Here is an 18,576-nt window from a genome sequence, read left to right on the forward strand (position 1 = left end):
TGAGCAAACGGCTAGGCGCGCAGCTTTTTCTTGTCACGGCGAATCCGCCGCGGCGTGGCTTTTGCGGCGTGCCTGTGACGATCCTGCCACAGGGCCGGTTGCCTTGCCGCCATGGCGTCCGTAGAGCGTGGCGACCCCGACCTTTCGACGGATCTCACGCCGAGCCCATGCGCCTGTCCCGCTACTTCCTGCCCGTCACCAAGGAAACGCCCGCCGACGCCCAGATCGTCAGCCACAAGCTGATGCTCCGCGCCGGGCTCATCCGGCAGACCGCCGCCGGCATCTATGCCTGGCTGCCGCTCGGTCTCCGCGTCCTCAACAAGATCGAGCAGGTCGTGCGCGAGGAGCAGGACAGGGCCGGCGCGATCGAGCTCCTCATGCCGACCATTCAGTCGGCCGACCTCTGGCGCCAGTCCGGCCGCTATGACGCCTATGGGCCCGAAATGCTGCGCCTCAAGGACCGGCACGATCGGGAGATGCTCTACGGCCCGACCAATGAGGAGATGATCACCGTTCTCTTCCGCGACGCGGTCAAGAGCTATCGCGACCTGCCGCGCACGCTCTACCACATCCAGTGGAAGTTCCGCGACGAGGTGCGGCCCCGCTTCGGCGTGATGCGAGGCCGCGAGTTCCTGATGAAGGACGCCTACAGCTTCGATCTCGACGAGGAGGGGCTGAGGCGCAGCTACGAGGCGATGTTCGTCGCCTATCTGCGCACCTTCGCTCGGCTCGGCCTGCAGGCGGTGCCGGTCAAGGCGCCGACCGGCCCGATCGGCGGCGACCTCAGCCACGAATTCCATATCCTGGCCGACACCGGCGAAAGCGCAGTCTTCTATGACGCCGCCATCGAGGAAGTGAGCCGCGAGGAGCTGCTCAGCGCCGACGCGTCCACCATCGCACGCCTCACCGGCCTCTACGCGATGGAGGAGGAGGAGCATGCGAAGGTGGCGGACTGCCCCGTGCCTGCCGATCGGCTGCGTACTCGCAGGGGGATCGAGGTCGGCCACATCTTTGCTTTCGGGACGAAATACAGCGCCAGTATGGGCATGTCGGTCCAGACCAAGGACGGCGGACAGGTCCACCCGCAGATGGGCAGCTACGGCATCGGCGTCTCTCGCCTGATGGGCGCGATCATCGAGGCGAGCCACGACGAGAACGGCATCGTGTGGCCGGAAAGCGTCGCTCCGTTCCGTGTCGGCCTCGTCAACATGCGAGCGGACGACGGCAACGTCACCAGCGCGGCCGACGACATATATGCTAAGCTCACCGCCGGCGGCGTCGAGACGCTCTATGACGACCGCGACGAACGCGGCGGCGCCAAGTTCGCGACCATGGACGTGATCGGACTGCCCTGGCAGCTGATCGTCGGCCCCAAGGGCCTCGGGAAAGGCGTCGTCGAACTCAAGCAGCGCGCTACCGGCGAGCGGCAGGAACTGTCGGTCGAGGGCGCTCTGGCGAGGCTCGCTGCATGATCCTCTCCCGCTACGAGCGGATGATCGCCAAGCGCTACCTCCTCCCGGGCAAAGGGGAGGGGTTCATCTTCCTCGTCGCGGGGATCAGCCTGTTCGCGGTCATGCTTGGGGTCGCCGCGCTCATCATCGTGATGAGCGTGATGAACGGCTTCCGCGCCGAGCTGTTCGACAAGATCGTCGGCCTCAACGGGCATGCGGTCGTGCAGGGCTATGGCGGCCGGCTGCCCAACTGGCAGGAGATTGTCCGCCAGGCGCAGGCGACGCCCGGCGTTACCGAGGCCGTGCCGCTGATCGAGCAGCCGCTGATGGCGAGCTATGAAGGCCGGGTGGAAGGCGTGCTGGTGCGCGGGATGCGGCGTCAGGACATCCTCGACAACCCCACCTTGCAGGGCAAGGTACTGTCGGGCTCGCTTGAGGCGCTTCAGCCGGGCGCCGGCAAGGTCGCCATCGGCGTCCGCCTCGCCGAGGCGCTGGGTGCGACGGTCGGCGGCTCCATCACCATCATCAGCCCGCAGGGTCAGACGACGCCGTTCGGCACCGTGCCGCGCATCGTCGATTACGAGGTTGCGGCGATCTTCGAGGTCGGCGTCTACGATTACGACAAGGCCTTCGTCGTCATGCCGATCGAGGACGCCCAGACCCTTCTATTCCTCGGCGACGCGGTCGGCATGGTCGAGATCGAGACCGAGGACGCGGAGCAGGTGGGGGAGATTTTGGCCCCGCTCGCTGCGCAGGTGGCCGGCCAGGCGCAGGTCGCCGACTGGCGCCGGATGAATGCGAGCCTGTTCGAGGCCCTCGCGGTCGAGCGGGTGGCGATGTTCGTCGTTCTCTCGCTGATCATCCTGGTCGCCGTGTTCAACATCCTCTCCTCGCTGATCATGCTGGTCCGCGCCAAAACCCGCGACATCGCCATCTTGCGCACCATGGGGGCGACGCGGCGGGGGCTGATGAAGGTGTTCGTGACTGTCGGCGTTACGATCGGCACGCTTGGCACCATCGCCGGCCTGATCCTGGGGGCGATCTTCCTCTTCTTCCGGCAGGGCGTGGTGAACTTCATCCAGGTGGTGACCGGCCAGAACCTCTGGGACCCCTCGATCCGCTTCCTGACCGAGCTTCCGGCTAAAACCGATCCGTTCGAGGTCATCGCCGTCACGTTGATGGCGCTGGTCCTGACCTTCCTCGCCACGCTCTACCCGGCCTGGAAGGCGGCGAGCACCGATCCGGTGCAGGTACTGCGCTATGAGTGACGTCCTTGTGGTGCGCGGGCTGAAGCGCAGCTTCCGCCAGGGCGAGGCGGTGATCCACGTCCTCAACGGCGTCGACCTGACCGTCGGCAATGGCGAGATCGTGGCGCTGCTCGGCCCCTCGGGTTCGGGGAAGTCGACCTTGCTCCAGGCGGTCGGCCTGCTGGAAGGCGGCTTCGAAGGTTCGATCCGCATCAACGGCGAAGAGGCGGCCCAGCTCGATAATGACGGCCGCACGCGCCTCCGCCGCGACGCACTGGGTTTCGTCTACCAGTTCCATCACCTTCTGCCGGACTTCAACGCGGCCGAAAATGTGATCATCCCGCAGCTCATCCACGGTGCGGACAACCCCGCCGCTCGGGAGCGCGCTGAATCGGTGCTCAGCTCGCTCGGCCTCGCGCACCGTCTCCACCACCGCCCGAGCCAGCTTTCCGGCGGCGAGCAGCAGCGCGTCGCCGTCGCCCGGGCGCTTGCGAACCGTCCCAGCCTCGTGCTCGCCGACGAGCCGACCGGCAATCTCGACGAGAAAACCGCCGACGTCGTCCTCGCCGAATTCCTCCGTCTGGTGCGCGAGGAAGGCAGCGCCGCGCTGGTCGCCACACATAATGAGCGATTGGCTGCAAAGATGGACCGAGTTGTGCGTTTGCATGAGGGCGTGCTGGAGTAGCCCCAGGCGAAGAGCTCCCGCGCCTCCTGTTGTTTACGAGGGCGAGTGCGATGGATAGACGCAAATTGTTCCTGGCCGTGGCGGCCCTGGTGGTCGTCGTGCTGGCGGCGTTCGGGCTGGCAACCAACAGCGACCGCGGCATCACCCGCAACCCGGACAGGGTCGATACGGCCGACGCGGGGGAGACCGCGGGCCCGTCTCTCGACGAGCGCCAGCTCCAGCAGCTGTGCGCGTCGAGCGCCACCGCCGCCCGCCTGAAGCAGGTCGCGTTCGAGGAGGCCTTCCGCGTCCGCAACGCGGATCCCACCAATCTCGATCGGCTCGCCGCGAGCTCGGTCGTGCGCATGGAAAATACCGAAATGCGCAGCTTCGACGACAGCTCGGCCGTGGTCACCTGCGCCGGGCGCTTCGTGCTCGAGCTCCCGCCCGGTGCCGAGCGCGCCTTCAACGGCGAGCGCCGCCTCGTCGCGGACGTCGAATATTCGGCTCAGACCGGAACGGCAGACGGCACGGTCTTCCAGCTGAACGGCGCCGAGCCGCTGATCTACCGTCTCGCCTCCTTCGACATGCAGAACGCGCCGCCCCAGCCAGTGCCGCTGGGCGAGGAGGTCGAGCTGGCAGAGGCCGTTCCTCCCGCGATCGGCGGACCCGAGGACGAGGAGGAGATTGAGGAGCCTCAGGAGGCGCCGACCCCGCGTGCCACCGCGGAGCCGACGCCACGGCCTTCCCCGCGCGCGACGAGCCGTCCCACCCCGAGACCCACACCCCGCGAGACTCAGGCTGCGAAGGAGCGTGAGGAGCCGCCGGCGCGTCGCCGTGCGTCGTCCAATCCAAGTTTCAACTGCCGCTATGCGCGCTCCCGCAGCGAAACGATGGTCTGCGAGAGCTCGCGTCTCGCAGCGAAGGATCGGGCGATGTCGTCGGTTTTCTATTCGGCTCTCGACAATGCCGATCCACGCCAGCGGCGTGAACTGCGCCGCACCCGCGACCGTTTCCTCGCCTATCGTGACCGCTGCCCAAACGAGGCCTGCGTCGCCGAAGCCTATGACGGCCGGATCGAGGAGATACGCGACATCATGCGCGACCTCGAGTGAGGCGGCCGAAAGCTGTGGAAAAGTAAGGCGCTGCGGTTTCCTTGATCGGCCGCAGCGCCCATAACATGGCTATGGCCGCGCCCTACGTCCCGCTCCGGATCTTCTCCTGCTACACGATGCTCGAAGGCGCGATCGAGCCGAAGGCGATCGCCAAGCAGGCCAAGAAGCTCGACTTCCCCGCCGCCGCGCTCACCGACCGCAACGGCCTCTACGCGGCAATGGCCTTCACCGAAGCATGCAAGGGCGAGGGAGTGCAGCCGATCGTCGGAGCCATGCTCGGCGTCGCGAGGCCCGGCACGCCGGAGGGGAAGCCGGCCCTAATCGACTGGCTGGCGCTCTACGCGCAGGACGAAGCCGGTTATCAGAATCTCTGCGCGCTCGTCTCCTCTGCCCATCTCGATCGGCCGCTGGAGGAGGAGCCGCATGTGCCCTTCGACGCGCTCGAAGGGCGGACCGATGGTCTGATCGCGCTCACCGCCGGGGCGGAAGGCGCGCTGGCGCGCCTGCTGGCGGAGGGGCAGAAGGCGCCGGCGCTCGATCTGCTGACGCGGCTCGAAAGGCTGTTCCCCGGCCGTCTCTACATTGAGCTCAGCCGGCGCGGTGAGGAGGTCGAGCAGCGGGCCGAGGCCGAGCTGATCGACCTTGCCTATACGCGCGACCTGCCGCTGGTCGCGACCAACCCCGCCTCCTTCGCGGACGCGCAATTCCACCGCGCCCACGACGCGATGCTCTGCATCGCCCAGTCGAGCCAGATCGATCGCGACGACCGCAGGAAGTCTTCGCCCGAGGCATGGATCAAGCCGCCCGACGAGATGCGAAGGCTATTCGAGGACCTGCCCGAGGCGATCGAGAATACGTCGGTGATCGCCCGGCGCTGCGCGTTCGGCGCGCCGAAGCGGAAGCCCATCCTCCCCAGCGTCGCGGGCGACCTGGAAGGGGAGGCGGAGCAGCTCAGGATCGACGCGCGCGCGGGGCTCGAAGCGCGGCTCGCCGGCTATAACGATCTCGGTGAGGAGGCGCGGAAGGTCTATTTCGACCGGCTCGACTTCGAGGTCGATGTCATCGTCCGGATGGGCTTTCCGGGCTATTTCCTCATCGTCGCCGATTTCATCAAATGGGCCAAGCAGAACGATATCCCCGTGGGCCCGGGCCGCGGCTCGGGAGCGGGTTCCGTCGTCGCCTGGTCGCTGACCATTACCGATCTCGATCCGATCAAGCTCAACCTGCTGTTCGAGCGCTTCCTCAATCCCGAGCGCGTGTCGATGCCGGACTTCGACATCGACTTCTGCGAAACCCGGCGCGGCGAGGTGATCCGCTACGTCCAGCAGCGCTACGGCACCGATAAGGTCGCGCAGATCATCACCTTCGGAAAGCTGAAGGCGAGGGCGGTGCTGAAAGACACAGGGCGCGTGCTCCAGATGAGTTACGGCCAGGTCGATCGTCTCGCCAAGCTCATCCCCAACCATCCGACCGATCCCTGGACGCTCGACCGCGCGCTGAACGGCGTCTCCGAACTCGCCGCCGAATATAAGAACGACAAGGACGTCCGCCGCCTCTTCGATCTGGCGATGAAGCTCGAAGGCCTGCCGCGGCACAGCTCGACGCACGCCGCCGGCGTGGTGATCGGGGACCGGCCGCTCGACCAGCTTGTGCCGCTCTACCGCGACCCGCGCTCGGACATGCCGGTCACCCAGTTCGATATGAAATATGTCGAGGGCGCCGGCCTCGTGAAGTTCGACTTCCTCGGCCTCAAGACGCTGTCGGTGCTGCAGAAGGCCGTGCAAATGCTCAGCAAACGCGGCATCTCGGTCGATCTCGACCGCCTCGCCTGGGACGATCCCAAGGTCTACGAGCTGCTGAAGCGCGGCGACACGGTCGGCGTGTTTCAGCTGGAATCGGAGGGCATGCGCCGCACGCTCGCCGCGGTGAAGCCGACCAGCTTCGAGGACATCATTGCGCTCGTCTCGCTCTACCGGCCGGGCCCGATGGACAACATCCCGATGTTCGGCGCGCGCAAGAACGGCCGCGAACCGATCGAATATCCGCATCCGATGCTCGAGGAGGTGCTGAAGGAGACCTACGGCATCTTCGTCTACCAGGAACAGGTGATGCAGGCCGCGCAGGTGCTCGCCGGCTACAGCCTCGGCGAGGCCGACCTCCTCCGCCGCGCCATGGGCAAGAAGATCAAGGCGGAGATGGACGCGCAGCGCGACCGCTTCGTCACCGGCTGCGCCGCCAATGCCATCGCCAAGCCGAAGGCGAACGAGCTGTTCGACTTGATCGACAAGTTCGCCGGCTACGGCTTCAACAAGAGCCACGCGGCCGCCTACGCGCTGGTCGCGTACCAGACCGCCTGGCTGAAGGCGCATTACCCGGTCGAGTTCTTCGCCGCGTCGATGTGCTACGACATGGCCCAGACCGACAAGCTCGCCATCTTCGTCGAGGACATGCGGCGGATGGACGTCGCCTGCCTGCCGCCCTCGATCAACGCCAGCGAGGCGGAGTTCGCCGTCGAGGACGTGAAGGAGGGAAGGGGGGTCCGCTACGCGCTCGGCGCGCTGAAGGGCGTCGGCGAAAAGGCTATGGAGCAGCTCGTCGAAGAGCGGCGCGGCAACGGAGCCTTCAGGTCGCTTGACGACTTTGCCGACCGCGTCGATCCGCGCCTGCTCAACCGCCGCCAGATTGAGAGCCTGGCGGGCGGCGGCGCGTTCGACGTGGTGGCGCCGAACCGGGCCGCGGTCCATGCCTCGGCCGAGACGATCCTTGCCCATGCCTCCAGCGCCGCCGATGCGCGGACGAGCGGGCAGGGCGGCCTGTTCGGCGGCGAGTCCAACGTCGTGCCGATCCGCATGCCCGCCAACGCGAGCTGGACTCTGGCCCAGCGGATGGCGGCCGAGAAGGAGAGTTTCGGCTTCTATTTCTCCGCGCATCCGGTCGACAATTACCGGCACCTGGCGCAGGCGCACGGCGCGCGGAGCTTCGCCGAGCTTGGCGCTCTCCCCGCGCCGGCCGACGGTGGCCGTTCGGCGGGCGTGATGGCAGGCCTGGTCGAGGAAGCGCGCTGGCGCACCTCCGCCAAGGGCCGGCGCTATTTGATGGCGACGCTCTCCGACGCCTCAGGCCAGTTCATCGCCACCGTGTTCGACGACGCCGTCGCCGCTCAGGTCGAGGAAGCGGCCAAGGCAGGCGGCTGCGGGCTGCTCAACGTCGAGCTCGACCGCCGGCCCGGGGAGGAGGCCCCGCGCGTCACCATCCGCTCGATCCAGTCGTTCGAGAACCTCTCCCGCCGCACCCGCCTTCAGCTCGAGGTGGAGGTGGAGGGGCCCGATGTCGTTCACCGGCTCGCCGAAGCTGTCGCCGACGAGCGTGGCGGCAATGGGCAGCTCCGCCTTCGCGCCCGGCTGGAGCAGGGCGAGGCGCAGCTCATCCTCGGCCGCGATTTCCTGCTCGACGCCGAGATGGCAGCGAGGATCGAGCGCATCGAAGGCGTGACGTCGGTGCGGCTCTCCGTTGCCGAGCCGCCCCGGCTTGCGCTGGTCTCCTGACGCGACATAGACTGCTCCTCAAAAGAGGAGAGGATATGCTTGGCGGGATGCAGGACTGGCCGCTCAGGATCATGCGGCTGCTCGACCATGCGGAGCGGGAGCATGGGCCGCGCGAGATCGTGTCGCGTTACGCTGCCGGCAATGTCGAGCGCACCAACTGGATCGGGATCGCCCGCGACGCGCGGCGGCTGGCCAAGGCGCTGGAACGGCTCGGCATCGGGAAGGGTGACCGGGTCGCCACGCTGGCAATGAACCACGCCCGCCACCTCGTCGCCTGGTACGGCGCGATCGGAATGGGCGGCGTCCTCCACACCATCAATCCGCGCCTGTTCGAGGATCAGCTCGCCTACATCGCCAATCACGCCGAGGATCGCGTGCTCTTCTACGACCGGGCCTTCGCGCCGATCGTCGAGAAGATGAAGCCGCATTGGCGGACGATCGAGCATTATGTCTGCTTCGATCCCGCAGACGGGGCGAGCTTCGAAGACCTCATCGCGACCGAGGATGACGATTATGCCTGGGTGGAAGGCGACGAGCGCGAGCCGGCGATGCTCTGCTACACCAGCGGCACCACCGGAAATCCCAAGGGCGTGCTCTACGAACACCGTTCGACCGTACTCCATGCCATGGCGGAGGTGAGCGCAGACTGCCTCGACCTGTCCGCGCGCGCCGTCGCGCTCCCGATCGTGCCGATGTTCCACGCCGCCGCCTGGGGCCTGCCGTTCGCGGCGCCGATCACCGGGACCAAGCTGGTCTTCTCAGCCGACTACACGCCCAACGTGATGTGCGACCTGATGCGCGAGGAACGGGTGACGCATAGCGCCGGGGTCCCGACCGTGTGGCTGGCGATGATGCAATATGTGGAGGCGACCGACACCGACCTCGGCGACCTGCGGGTCGTGACGATCGGCGGGTCGGCCGCGCCGCGCGCGATGATCCGCTTCTTCATGGATCGCGGCATCCGCGTCGGCCATGCCTGGGGCATGACCGAGATGTCGCCGATCGGCACGGTCGGCTCGCCCCCGGCTCAGTGGGACGATTTCGGCGAGGAGGAGAAGCTCGACTATATTGCGCGGCAGGGGCGGGTGCCGTTCGGCGTCGAGCTGCGCATCGTCGACGACGAGGGCAATGTATTGCCGCGCGACGGCATCGCCTCGGGGCGCCTCCAGGCTCGCGGGCCCTGGATCATCGAACGCTATTTTCAGGATGAGAGCGGCCCGGCCGCCGCCCCGGACGGATGGTTCGACACCGGCGACGTCGCCATACTCCACCCCGACGGCACGATGCAGATCACCGACCGCGCCAAGGACGTCATCAAGTCGGGCGGCGAGTGGATCAGCTCGATCGAGCTGGAGAATGCCGCCGTCGGCTGCCCCGGCGTCGCGGAAGCGGCGGCGGTCGGCGTCTACCATCCGAAATGGGATGAGCGGCCGCTGCTGCTGGTGGTGCGGAAGCCCGGCGCAGAGTGCACGGCCGAGGCCATTCGCCAGCATCTCGGCACCTGCGTCGCCAAATGGTGGCTGCCCGACGAGATCTTGTTCGTCGAAAGCCTGCCCCACACCGCGACCGGCAAGTTGCTCAAGACGGCGCTGAGAGACCAGTACAAGGATCACAAGCTCGCCACCGCGGCTTGACGCCGAGCGCCCTCAGGTTGGCTGCGTCGCAACAATTGTCGGTTTCGTCGACAGAAGTGCCAATCTGACACTTCCCGAACATTAACTATTTGTATCGCTGGAAAAAGGTTTATAAGGCGCTAACCAATTGGGGGGTGCCGGGGGACCGGAGCGCGTGTCGCTCCTTTGATCAGCACCCAACAGACTGAGCGAGCTTCGTCCTTCCCGTGCGAGCTGCTTCATGTTGGTTGGCATCGGGGAGTGAGGGAGCTTTAACATGCTGAGTTTCAAGACGAAGGCCGCCTTTGCGGCCGGCGCAGCGATGGCCTTGGGAATGGCCTCGCCGGTCAGCGCGGCGTCGATCATGGGGCTATACGACACCGGCGTCGACAATTCGAGCAAGGTGCTCGCACCGGGTGCTGCAGAGCAGCATTATGTGATCACGGCGACCAGCAATGGCTCGCTTGCGCTTCCGAATACGCCGACCGTCGCCACCAGCACGTCATGGTCCGCCAACGATGCGATCGGCAGCTCGGGCTCGTCCTGGATTTCGCCGTTCACCAATGCGGCTGGCGTCGCGACCAAGAGCACGAGCTATCCCAGCCTCGAAACCTACGACTATGTGCTGACCTTCAGCCTGGGCTCGCTCAGCGCCGCCAGCGCGATGATCTCGGGCCAGGTGCAGTCGGACAATTTCGTCACCATCCTGCTGAACGACGTTGCACTGCCGACGCAGGCGCAGACGCCGGTCGGGGTTCCGGGCTCGGTGTCCTACTTCCGCAACTTCTCGGCCTTCGGCGCTGACGGCGGCTTCCTCAACGGCGTCAACAAGCTGACCTTCCGCGTCACCGACTATGGCGTCATCAGCGGCCTCAGGGTCAGCGACCTCGTCGGCACCGCGGTTCCGGAGCCGGCCACCTGGGCCATGCTGATCGTCGGCTTCGGTCTCGTCGCCGGCCAGATCCGCCGTCGCCGCCGCAGCGAAGGCACGGCCGCGCTCGCCTGATTGGAAAGCGCGTGAGTTAATGGGAAGGGGCCGGTGTCGATGACGCCGGCCCCTTTTCTTTGTCCGTCTCCAGTCGCTGCCAACAGACCCTAGAAGAGCCGCATCTGCGGACCCTCCGGCGGCCTGAACAGGTCGGTGCGAAGCTGCATCCTCTGCTGGGGGAGGCCGTATCGCTTCACCGCCTTCTCGAAGCGCGTGCGCAGCAGGTCGGCCCAGGGGCCGAAGCCCTGCATGCGGGTGAACCAATTGGGGTCGTTATCCTTGCCGCCGCGGAGCGACTGGATGATGCTCATCACCTTGCCGGCGCGATCCGGGAAATACTCGTCCAGCCAGGCGCGGAAGAGCGGCGCGACCTCGTGGGGCAGGCGCACCGGCAGGTAGAAACAGCCGCCCGCACCGGCCTCGGCCGCAGCCTCGACGATATGCTCCAGCTCATAATCGGTGATGCCCGGCACCACCGGGGCGATCGCGACCCAGACCGGCACGCCAGCCTCGCTCAGCCGTTTCACCGCAGCGAGCCGCTTCCTTGCCGCCGGGGCGCGCGGTTCCAGCGTGCGCGAGATTTCAGGGTTCAGCGACGTTACCGACAGCGCCACGCTGACGATGCCGAGCCGCGCCATCGGCTCCAGCAGGTCGAGGTCGCGCAGCACCCGGTCCGATTTGGTCGTGATCGTCAGCGGGTGGCGCGTCTCCAGCAGGATCTCGACGCAGGAGCGGGTGATACGCCAGCGTCCTTCGATCGGCTGATAGGGATCGGTGTTGGTGCCCATCGCTATCGGTCTGGGGCTGTAGCCCTTCCTGCCGAGCTCTTCGCGCAGCAGCCTTGCCGCATCGGGCTTGGCGAACAGATTCGATTCGAAATCCAGTCCGGGTGAGAGATCGTGAAAGGCATGGGTCGGCCGCGCGAAGCAGTAGATGCAGCCATGCTCGCAGCCCCTGTAGGGATTGATCGAGCGGTCGAAGCCGACATCGGGCGACACGTTGCGGGCAATGATCGTCTTCGGCTTCTCGATCGTCACCGTGGTTCTAAGCGGCGGCGGCTCGTCGTCGACCGTCTCCCGCTCGTCCAGCCAGTTGCCGTCCACCTCCCGAACCGGCAGGTTGAAGCGCGTCGGGGTCCGGTTCTCGGGCGCACCGCGGCCTGCGACTGCATCAGGACGACTCATCCCGGGACATTGCACCGGGTATGAGAACAGATCAAGAACGAATGGCGGTTTACTTCGGTTCGTTCAGCGCCGTCCGCTGCCGCTCGTCGAGGCGGACGGCGGACGCTCCAGGCAAACCGGGGAAGCGCGGCCACATGCCCTGCGCGAGCGCCGTGCGGCTGCCGGAATCCTTCCCGGCCTTCTGCTCATAGATCCAGTAGTTGCGAAGCACGATCGGCACGTAGCCGCGCGTCTCCCAATAGGGGATCGACTCGATGTAGAGGAGCGGGTCGCCCTTATCCATGGCGCGGGCGTTCCACTCGGCGACCGGCGCCGGACCGGCATTATAAGCGGCGATAACCTTGGGCAGCAGCCCGCCGGTGGCGTGATAGTCGCGCAGATATTCGAGGTAGGACTGGCCGAACTCGAGGTTCGACGCCGGTTCCGTCAGCTGCGACGGGCTGAACGGCTCACCCCGGCCGCGTGCCATGTCGCCCGCGGTGCCCGGTCGCACCTGCATCAGGCCGACGGCTCCGGCCGGGCTCACCACCTTGGTGCGGAAGCTCGATTCCTGCAGCGCGTGGGCGAAAGCGAGCGCCTTGTCGACGCGCCAGCCGCGCGCCGGCTGCCAGTCCGGCATCGGATAGCGTGCGGCGAAATTGACGCTCGCGCCGCGCGGCGCGTTATGCGCCAGCCAATACTGGGTCGAGGCGAGATTGAGGTCGTCGGCGAGGTGGAGAAGCGCGTCATGGTCCCGCGGCTCGATCCTCGCCTGATGCTTGATATAGTCCTCGGCTAGGGCATCCTCGCCAAGCTCGGCGAGCGCGATCGCGGCCTTTACGTTCGGCTTCTCGGCGATGCGCCGCCACTCGGCGTCACGGAAATCGTGAAGCCCATCCGGGTTGCGCGCGGCGATGCCGAGTGCCCGCTGCGAGAGCATGCCGTAAAAGGTTTCCTTCAGCCGCGACGCCGTCCTGAGCCGCTGCTGCACCCGTTCCGGACGTCCGCACATCATGTCCGCGCGCGCCGCCCAGTAATTGCCGGCAGCCATCAATTCGACGTCGCCGGACCGCGAACCGACCAGCGCGAAGGCGTCTGCGGCGGCGTTGCAGTCGCGCATCCGCCATGCCGCGAGGCCGGACACCCAAGCGCCCTGGATCGCCCATTCGCCCATGCCGACCCGCGCCCGCTCCGCCAGCCGCCGCGCCGCCGCATCGTCGCCGACGATGTAATAGGACCAGGCGACGCGCTGCTCATATTCGGTGCGGGACTCGGGGATCAGCCGGTCCTGCCATTGGGTGAGGATCGCCTCGGCCTCGGTAGCGCGATTATCGACGATGAGAGGCTGGATGATGGTCTCCAGCTCCGTGGCGAGCGGATCGCCGCTGACCCGCCTCGCGCGTTCCCGCCGCGGCTGGCTGCCGGCCCAGACCAGGTCCGCCGGGCTCGGGATCAGGGGCAGCTCGGTCGCGCCGCGGCGTTCGGCCAGCCGGCCGAGCTGCGCCGCCTGCGGCAGTTCCGGCGCCTGCGCCAGCAGCGGCATCAGCTGGTCCAATGTGACCGTGGGCGATCCCTTGGCAAGGTAGAGCTCCGCACGCGCCGTCGGGTGGAGCGGCCCATTCCCCATTGCGTCGAGACGCGCGGCTGCCGACGCCCAGTTGGAGGCCTTCAGGGCCGCGAAAAACTCGCGATAGTTGCTCCGCTCGGACGGGCTCAGGATGCTCGGTTCGGCGGCGGCGCGGGCGACCTGGCCGGGCGTCGCAGACGCGTCTGCGGCCAGAGCCGGCGCTGCCGGCAGTATGAAGGCTGCGCCGAGCAGTAGGGTGGAAAGCTTGGTCATCCTTGCAGTCCTTGCATCAACAATTGGAGGTCGGCCCAAGCATGCGCCTTGGCCGAGGGCTGCTTGAGCAGAAAATCGGGCGGCAGGGTTACGATCGTCCTAATCGGCCCGGCATGGGTTGCCACCTCGTGCCAGCGCCCGCGCGCCTGCGACATCGCCATGCCCAGCAATGCCTTCGACGGCGCGTCGCCGAACAGGAGCAGCGCTTTCGGCGCGGCGAGGCCGATATGATGGCGCGCCAGCGCCGCGCATTGGCCGGCGGCTTCCCCGGAGAAGCGCCCGTCCGGCGAGCGCAGGCAGGAGAGGGAAGCGAGGTAGATCGAGCTGCGGTCGCGCCCGATCGCGGCAAGCATCCGGTCGAACAGCTGCCCGGCGGCACCGGACAGCAATGTCCCCGCGCTGCAATCCTCGGCAGCTGGCATGTCGGTGAGCATCATCAGGCCGGAGGCGGGGTCGCCGGAGGGGCAGATGCGGCGGGCGCCCGGAGACGCATAAGGAAGCTCTTGGTGATCGCGCAGCCAAGCCTGGAACAGCTCGAGTTGATCCGGCAGCGCCTCGGAAGGCGGCTTTACGGGAGCAGCGGCAGGGGCGGGCTTGCTCTTCGGGCGCAGCCAGTCGCGCGGAGCTTCGTCGATCATCACGTCGACGCCCGCATCGGCCCACCATTGCAGCGCGCTCGCCACAATCGGGGAAATTGGATCGCCTGCCCGCTCCATCCGCCGGCATTGAGTCAGCTTCTGCCGGGCTGGTCAACCGCAAGGCACCCGCTTATCTGCCAGTCGTTGGTCGTTTGCGACCAAGGGACGGCGCCGAAACGGAGAGCATGAATGGCCGAACGGGAATCGATGCCCTACGACGTGGTGATCGTCGGCGCGGGGCCAGCGGGTCTCGCCGCGGGTATCCGCCTGAAGCAGCTCGCCGAAGAGGCCGGCCGCGAGCTTTCGGTCTGCATTCTCGAAAAGGGCTCCGAGGTCGGGGCGCACATATTGTCCGGCGCGGTGATCGATCCGCGGGCGATCGACGAATTGCTGCCCAACTGGCGCGAGCTTGACAGCCCGCTGACCGTGCCGGTGGTCGAGAACCACCATTGGGTGCTGACCGCGACGAAGAAATACGATTTCCCGCACGCGATCATGCCGCCCTTCATGAGCAACAAGGGCACCTACACCGCCTCGCTCGGCAATGTCTGCCGCTGGCTGGCGGGGCAGGCGGAAGCGCTCGGGGTCGAGATCTTCCCCGGCTTCGCCGCGGCCGAAGTCCTGTTCCACGACGACGGATCGGTGAAGGGCGTTGCCACCGGCGACATGGGCGTGGCCCGCGACGGCACCCACAAGCCGGACTACCAGCCCGGCATGGAGCTCCACGGCAAATACACCTTCTTCGCCGAAGGCGCGCGCGGCCACCTCACCAAGGAAGTGAAGCGCATCTTCAATCTGGATGCGAACAGCGAGCCGCAAGTCTATGGCATCGGCCTGAAGGAATTGTGGGACATCGATCCGGACAAGCATGTGCCGGGCCGCGTCATTCACAGCCAGGGTTGGCCACTGGACGATGCCTGGGGCGGCGGCTTCATCTACCATCAGGCGAACAACCAGGTCGCGATCGGCTTCGTCGTCGCCCTGAACTATCGCAACCCGTACCTGTCGCCGTTCGAGGAATTTCAGCGCTTCAAGCAGCATCCTGAGGTGCGCGCGATCCTGGAGGGGGGGCGTCGCATCTCCTACGGCGCCCGCGCGATCAACGAGGGCGGCTACCAGGCCATCCCGAAGCTCGCTTTCCCAGGCGGCGCCCTGATCGGGTGCTCGGCCGGCTTCGTGAACGTGCCGCGCATCAAGGGCAGCCACACGGCGATGAAGTCCGGCATGCTCGCCGCCGAAGCCGCATTCGAGGCGATCGGAGCCGGGCGCGAGGCCGACGCGCTGCAATCCTATGAGGATGCGCTCCATTCCAGCTGGGTCGCGGACGAGCTCAAGACTGTGCGCAATGTCGAGCCGATGGTGGCGAAGTTCGGCGGCACCGCCGGTACTCTCCTCGCCGGCATCGACATGTGGATGCGCACGCTGAAGATCGGGCTGCCCTTCACCCTGCGGCACCATCCGGACAACGAGACTCTCTACCGGCGCGACATGGTGAAGCCCATCGTCTACCCGAAGCCGGACGGGGTGATCAGCTTCGACCGCCTCTCCTCGGTATTCCTGTCGAACACAAATCACGAGGAGGACCAGCCTGTCCACCTGACGCTGAAGGACCCGTCGATTCCGGTCGAGGTGAACCTCGCCGATTATGCCGGGCCGGAGCAAAGATACTGTCCCGCAGGCGTCTACGAATTCGTCGAGGAAGGCGGCAGGACGCGCCTCCAGATCAACGCGCAGAATTGCGTCCACTGCAAGACTTGTGACATCAAGGACCCGACGCAGAACATCAACTGGGTCGTGCCGGAAGGCGGTGGAGGTCCAAATTACCCAAATATGTAAGAGCGTTAGGTCTTGGCTGTTGGCAGGCGCGCTGCTGTTCCCGCTCGCGCCCGCTTCGGCGAATGTCGACGATCTGGCGGAGCTCAGCGCCTATGCCCGCGCCCGCGCTGCCGACAGCTTCGGCGCCTCGCGGGATGCCGCCCGGGATTATGCGGCGGCGCTCAGCTTTTCCCCCGAAAATGCGGTCCTCGCCGCCCGCACGCTCAGTCAGGCGATCGCCTCGGGCGACCGGGCGCTGGCGCTTAGTTCAGCGCGAGTTCTCGAGCGTTCCGATCTGCTCGCGCCGGATGCGCGTCTGCTCCTCCTGACCGAGGCCGTTCGCAACAAGAAGTGGAAGGCCGCCGCCGTTCAGGTCGATGCGATCTCCAGGGACGAGGTCTTCGCATTCATGGGGCCGGTGCTGCGCGCCTGGCTCGCTGTCGAGACGCGCGGGGATCCGCTCGAAATGCTCGCCTCGGCGGGGACGAACCCGCTCGCCGCCAGCTATGCCGCCGAGCATCGCCCGCTGATCCTGCTCGCCATCGGCAAGAAACAGGAAGGCGTCGACGCCTTGCTTAAGGGGACGGAGGCGGCGAGCGGCCGCGCCAACCGTCTGCGCATCGCCGGGGCCGCCCTGCTCGCGCGCAAGGGCGACCGCACCCGCGCGCTCCAGCTGCTCGAAGGAGATGCCGAGCCGATCCTCGTCGCCCGCGGCCTAGTCGAGCGGAAGCAGCCGATCCCCGGTGAAATTGCCGGCGCTCGCGGCGGTATCGCCGAGTTCCTGGTCCGGGTCGCGGTCGATCTGCAGCGCCAGGACGCCAATGAGCTGGCCTTGATCCACGCGCGTCTCGCGAGCTTCCTCGCGCCGGAGAATAGCGAGACGTGGCTGGTCACCGGCGAGCTGCTCGCCGCCCAGAACCAGCATAAGGCTGCCCTCGCGGCGATCGCCAATGTCGCTCCCGAGGATCCGTTCGCAGCCGGGGCGAGCGATGCCCGCATTCGCGCCCTCCTCGCCAGCGAGGACAAGCAGACGGCGCTGGCGGAGGCGGAGTCCACGGTGAAGGCGGAATCCTCGACTTCCGCCGACTGGATCCGGCTCGGCGAACTCTATGGCGAACTCCAGCGCTTCGAGGATTCCGCCCGCGCTTACGGCGAGGCGATCCGGACCGCCCGTCCGGACTCGGCGACGCAGCCGGTCTGGGCGCTGTGGCTGCTGCGCGGCAGCGCGCTCGATCAGGCGGACAAATGGCCCGAGGCCAAGGCGGCGCTGGAGGAGGCCTATAAGCTGGCGCCGAACCAGCCGCTCGTCCTCAATTATCTTGGCTATGCCCAGCTGGAGCGGCGCGAGAATCTGGCCGAGGCGGAACGGCTGATCCAGGAGGCGAGCCGGCTGCAGCCGAACGACGCAGCGATCACCGACTCGCTCGGCTGGACGCACTACATTCGCGGCAACCTGCCCAAAGCGATCGAGCTGCTCGAGACCGCGGTCGCCGGCCAGCCGGCCGATCCGGCGATCAACGAACATCTCGGCGACGCTTATTACACCGCCGGCCGCCGCTACGAGGCGCGCTATGCCTGGAAAGCGGCGCTGCTCGAAGCCGAAGAGGATGCCGCCAAGCGTCTCCGCGCGAAGATCGAAACGGGCCTGACGCCGGATCTCGCCTCCCCCTGATGGAGGAGATTGCCTATGCGAAGGTCAACCTGGCGCTCCACGTCCGCGGCCGGGAGCCGGACGGCTATCATTGCATCGAGACCTTGTTCGCCTTCTGCGAACATGGCGACCGGCTGAGCGTCGGCGAGGGGGAGGGGCTCAGCCTCTCGGTCACCGGTCCTTTCGCCGATGCGCTTACCGGGGAGCAGGACAATCTCGTCCTGCGGGCCGCAACGGCGCTCCAGGAGCGCTACGGCGGCTCGCGCGGAGCTCGCCTGACGCTCGAAAAGAACCTGCCCGTTGCCTCGGGAATCGGCGGCGGATCCGCCGACGCGGCGGCGGCGCTGCGGCTGCTGAACCGGTGGTGGGGTCTGGAGGCGGCCGAGGCCGAGTTGCTCGAGATCGCCACCCCGCTCGGCGCCGACGTGCCCGCCTGCGTCGGCAGCCGCACCGCGCGAGGTGAAGGAAGGGGCGATCTCCTCAACGAGCCCGGCACCGACGTCTGCGGCACACCGATCCTGCTTGCCAATCCGGGTGTTCCGGTTTCGACCGCTGCCGTCTTCCGCACCTGGGATGGGGTCGATCGAGGGCCGCTCGGCTCGCTGACGGATTCGCGCAACGATCTCGAACCGCCGGCGCTCACGCTCGCTCCCGCCATCGACGCGGTCCTCGCCCGCCTGACCGGAGCGCCGGGTGCGTCGCTGGTGCGGATGTCAGGCTCCGGCGCCACCTGCTTCGCGCTGTTCGCCGACGAAGCCGCGCGCGACGCTGCTCGATCCGCCATCGCTGCCGAACGGCCTGACTGGTGGCTCCTCGCCAGCCGCCTCAGGTGAGCGAACTCTGCCG

At 67.2% G+C, this 18,576-nt stretch carries 13 protein-coding genes; 10 read left to right on the top strand and 3 right to left on the bottom strand.

Features of this window, described 5'->3' with window-relative positions:
* Positions 1-167 precede the first annotated feature (167 nt).
* The 7 genes from proS (at position 168) to AC5JBD_RS13655 (ending at position 10,641) form a co-directional block, all read left to right on the top strand.
* Complete coding sequence (gene proS, locus AC5JBD_RS13625; protein WP_495722359.1) at positions 168-1,472, top strand: proline--tRNA ligase; 1,305 nt, start codon at positions 168-170, stop codon at positions 1,470-1,472.
* The gene (locus AC5JBD_RS13630) at positions 1,469-2,719 is read left to right on the top strand and encodes a lipoprotein-releasing ABC transporter permease subunit (protein WP_495722360.1); all 1,251 of its coding nucleotides are present in this window, start codon (positions 1,469-1,471) and stop codon (positions 2,717-2,719) included. The genes proS and AC5JBD_RS13630 overlap by 4 nt, the downstream gene beginning before the upstream one ends.
* A complete protein-coding gene (locus AC5JBD_RS13635; RefSeq protein WP_495722361.1) occupies positions 2,712-3,383 on the top strand; it encodes an ABC transporter ATP-binding protein in 672 nt (223 codons plus the stop codon). The genes AC5JBD_RS13630 and AC5JBD_RS13635 overlap by 8 nt, the downstream gene beginning before the upstream one ends.
* A gap of 50 nt (positions 3,384-3,433) precedes the next feature.
* On the top strand, positions 3,434-4,477 hold the full coding sequence (locus AC5JBD_RS13640) for a lysozyme inhibitor LprI family protein (protein ID WP_495722362.1): 1,044 nt from the start codon (positions 3,434-3,436) through the stop codon (positions 4,475-4,477).
* Positions 4,478-4,548: 71 nt separating this feature from the next.
* Entirely contained in the window at positions 4,549-8,022 is a 3,474-nt protein-coding gene (dnaE, locus tag AC5JBD_RS13645; RefSeq protein WP_495722363.1) for a DNA polymerase III subunit alpha, read from the top strand.
* Positions 8,023-8,057: 35 nt separating this feature from the next.
* Positions 8,058-9,656, top strand: a complete 1,599-nt coding sequence (locus AC5JBD_RS13650; RefSeq protein WP_495722364.1) for a long-chain fatty acid--CoA ligase — start codon at positions 8,058-8,060, stop codon at positions 9,654-9,656.
* A 256-nt stretch (positions 9,657-9,912) separates the two neighbouring features.
* The gene (locus tag AC5JBD_RS13655; RefSeq protein WP_495722365.1) at positions 9,913-10,641 is read left to right on the top strand and encodes a PEPxxWA-CTERM sorting domain-containing protein; all 729 of its coding nucleotides are present in this window, start codon (positions 9,913-9,915) and stop codon (positions 10,639-10,641) included.
* Positions 10,642-10,730: 89 nt separating this feature from the next.
* Here the strand turns inward: AC5JBD_RS13655 and AC5JBD_RS13660 are convergent, their stop codons facing one another.
* Genes AC5JBD_RS13660 through AC5JBD_RS13670 form a run of 3 tightly spaced genes read right to left on the bottom strand, consistent with a single transcriptional unit; the run spans position 10,731 to position 14,342 of the window.
* Entirely contained in the window at positions 10,731-11,807 is a 1,077-nt protein-coding gene (locus tag AC5JBD_RS13660; RefSeq protein ID WP_495722366.1) for a PA0069 family radical SAM protein, read from the bottom strand.
* 49 nt (positions 11,808-11,856) lie between these two features.
* Entirely contained in the window at positions 11,857-13,626 is a 1,770-nt protein-coding gene (locus AC5JBD_RS13665) for a lytic transglycosylase domain-containing protein (RefSeq protein ID WP_495722367.1), read from the bottom strand.
* Positions 13,623-14,342, bottom strand: coding sequence for a uracil-DNA glycosylase (locus AC5JBD_RS13670; protein ID WP_495722368.1), 720 nt, complete (start codon positions 14,340-14,342; stop codon positions 13,623-13,625). Before AC5JBD_RS13670 ends, AC5JBD_RS13665 begins: the two co-directional genes overlap by 4 nt.
* A gap of 111 nt (positions 14,343-14,453) precedes the next feature.
* Between AC5JBD_RS13670 and AC5JBD_RS13675 the strand changes: the two genes are divergently transcribed.
* Genes AC5JBD_RS13675 through AC5JBD_RS13685 form a run of 3 tightly spaced genes read left to right on the top strand, consistent with a single transcriptional unit; the run spans position 14,454 to position 18,563 of the window.
* Positions 14,454-16,100: an electron transfer flavoprotein-ubiquinone oxidoreductase gene (locus tag AC5JBD_RS13675; protein ID WP_495722369.1), complete on the top strand. Its 1,647-nt coding sequence runs from the start codon at positions 14,454-14,456 to the stop codon at positions 16,098-16,100.
* Between the two features lie 19 nt (positions 16,101-16,119).
* Entirely contained in the window at positions 16,120-17,751 is a 1,632-nt protein-coding gene (locus AC5JBD_RS13680; RefSeq protein ID WP_495722370.1) for a tetratricopeptide repeat protein, read from the top strand.
* Entirely contained in the window at positions 17,751-18,563 is an 813-nt protein-coding gene (locus tag AC5JBD_RS13685; RefSeq protein ID WP_495722371.1) for a 4-(cytidine 5'-diphospho)-2-C-methyl-D-erythritol kinase, read from the top strand. Before AC5JBD_RS13680 ends, AC5JBD_RS13685 begins: the two co-directional genes overlap by 1 nt.
* Positions 18,564-18,576 lie beyond the last annotated feature (13 nt).

It is taken from the genome of Allosphingosinicella sp. (assembly GCF_059502505.1).

Bases quoted from the DNA above. Each gene is read 5' to 3' on its own strand.
- proS (WP_495722359.1), top strand. From the start codon at position 168: ATGCGCCTGTCCCGCTACTTCCTGCCCGTCACCAAGGAAACGCCCGCC.
- AC5JBD_RS13630 (WP_495722360.1), top strand. From the start codon at position 1,469: ATGATCCTCTCCCGCTACGAGCGGATGATCGCCAAGCGCTACCTCCTC.
- AC5JBD_RS13635 (WP_495722361.1), top strand. From the start codon at position 2,712: ATGAGTGACGTCCTTGTGGTGCGCGGGCTGAAGCGCAGCTTCCGCCAG.
- AC5JBD_RS13640 (WP_495722362.1), top strand. From the start codon at position 3,434: ATGGATAGACGCAAATTGTTCCTGGCCGTGGCGGCCCTGGTGGTCGTC.
- dnaE (WP_495722363.1), top strand. From the start codon at position 4,549: ATGGCCGCGCCCTACGTCCCGCTCCGGATCTTCTCCTGCTACACGATG.
- AC5JBD_RS13650 (WP_495722364.1), top strand. From the start codon at position 8,058: ATGCTTGGCGGGATGCAGGACTGGCCGCTCAGGATCATGCGGCTGCTC.
- AC5JBD_RS13655 (WP_495722365.1), top strand. From the start codon at position 9,913: ATGCTGAGTTTCAAGACGAAGGCCGCCTTTGCGGCCGGCGCAGCGATG.
- AC5JBD_RS13660 (WP_495722366.1), bottom strand. From the start codon at position 11,807: ATGAGTCGTCCTGATGCAGTCGCAGGCCGCGGTGCGCCCGAGAACCGG.
- AC5JBD_RS13665 (WP_495722367.1), bottom strand. From the start codon at position 13,626: ATGACCAAGCTTTCCACCCTACTGCTCGGCGCAGCCTTCATACTGCCG.
- AC5JBD_RS13670 (WP_495722368.1), bottom strand. From the start codon at position 14,342: ATGGAGCGGGCAGGCGATCCAATTTCCCCGATTGTGGCGAGCGCGCTG.
- AC5JBD_RS13675 (WP_495722369.1), top strand. From the start codon at position 14,454: ATGGCCGAACGGGAATCGATGCCCTACGACGTGGTGATCGTCGGCGCG.
- AC5JBD_RS13685 (WP_495722371.1), top strand. From the start codon at position 17,751: ATGGAGGAGATTGCCTATGCGAAGGTCAACCTGGCGCTCCACGTCCGC.